Origin of the sequence: Pseudomonas sp. JR33AA, from assembly GCF_021378985.1 — a bacterium.
Lineage (GTDB): Bacteria > Pseudomonadota > Gammaproteobacteria > Pseudomonadales > Pseudomonadaceae > Aquipseudomonas > Aquipseudomonas alloputida.
This window is the reverse complement of sequence record NZ_JAJSAW010000045.1, coordinates 1-1,306: the sequence shown is the minus strand read 5'-3', so window position 1 is coordinate 1,306 and position 1,306 is coordinate 1. Positions and strand designations below refer to the sequence as shown.

Annotated in this window: 1 protein-coding gene and 1 pseudogene; both read left to right on the top strand. The window is 57.4% G+C overall.

Annotated elements, in window-relative coordinates:
* Window positions 1–280 (top strand): annotated as a pseudogene (locus LVS58_RS24920) (hypothetical protein); the annotation flags it as partial.
* Window positions 281–300: 20 nt separating this feature from the next.
* Window positions 301–1,296 carry an IS110 family transposase gene (locus LVS58_RS24915; RefSeq protein ID WP_233693239.1) on the top strand — a complete coding sequence of 332 codons (996 nt, stop codon included), beginning with the start codon at window positions 301–303 and terminating at the stop codon, window positions 1,294–1,296.
* Window positions 1,297–1,306: the final 10 nt, after the last annotated feature.

The following is a 1,306-nucleotide window of genomic DNA, read 5'->3' as shown; positions in this document are numbered from 1 at the left end:
ATCGAGCGCCGCCCGCGCGGCGCATCGCGAGCAAGCTCGCTCCTTGTATGTTGGGTCTGGCCTGGCGAGAGAGGTTATGCTCGTCTGGCTGAAGAAGCACTTCCGGGGAGGCCGATCGCTCCTGAAGGCAGGGATTGCCCCTGACCTTGTATGTAGAGAGGCCCCCCGCCTCATTGCCCACTACGAAGAGTATCGAGAAGCCGACAAGTCGGACTTCGCATTACAAGGTTGCAGCGGCATGAAGTTCGAGGTCGGGGAACCGGAGGCCATTGTTACCTGATTCGCTGGGGAGAGGGAAGAATGAGTGTCTGGATTGGCCTCGATATCGGCTCACGGACTTCGGTTGCCGGGGTGCGTAAAGATGGGCGTCCTGCCGGTCAGTGGGATATCGCTCAAACCCCTGCCGGCCGCAAGGCTGCGGTGAAAAAGCTGCTCGCACTCAAGCCCAAGTCAATTGTGATGGAGGCGACCGGGATCTATTACCTGGACTTGGCCATTGAACTGCACGCTGCCGACCTACCCGTTTCCGTGATCAACCCCAAAAGCTTCCACAACTTCGCCAAACTGATGCTGGTGAACAGCAAGACTGACGCAATAGATGCTCAGTTGCTGTCCGAGTATGGGGAGCGTATGACCCCACGTTTGTGGACGCCTCCAAGCCGTGTACAGCTTGAACTGAGAGGCCTTGGCCGGCACATCAATCGTTTGGTGGGACACCGTATCAGGGCGAAGAACGAGCTGCATGCATTGCAGGCGACCGCTACGACTGCCTCGATGTTGATCGAGGATCAAGAAGAAGAGATTGCTTCACTGGATAATCGAATCGAGCGCTTTCGTAAGGCAGGGCGCGAGTTAATCGCCCAGTGTCCGAAGCTAACTCGACAGTACGAGCAACTCCTCGCAGGCCCGGGGATTGGCGAAGTCTCGGCGCTGGCCGCCTTGGCTGAGCTGACCACGCTGCCAGAAAAGCTCAAGTCCGCTCAGGTGGCTCGCCACGCTGGTCTCGATGTTCGACAGACACAATCAGGCACGAGCATTGATAAACCCGGTCGGCTCGGCAAAAGTGGGAATGCCTACCTACGGGCAGCCATGTACATGCCTGCTTTAACCGCTGTGCGCTGTGACCCTTATGCGAAGGCGTTTTACGAGGCGCTGGTCAGCAGGGGCAAAAAGAAAATGCAGGCTATCGCTGCTGTCATGCGCAAGTACCTGACAGGCATCTGGGCGTGCATGCACGGGGATGAGCCATTTCATACGGCCAAGCTTTTCAGCTCTGAACACCTCAGAAAAGCTTGACCGCCAACAG

Bases quoted from the DNA above. Each gene is read 5' to 3' on its own strand.
- LVS58_RS24915 (WP_233693239.1), top strand. From the start codon at position 301: ATGAGTGTCTGGATTGGCCTCGATATCGGCTCACGGACTTCGGTTGCC.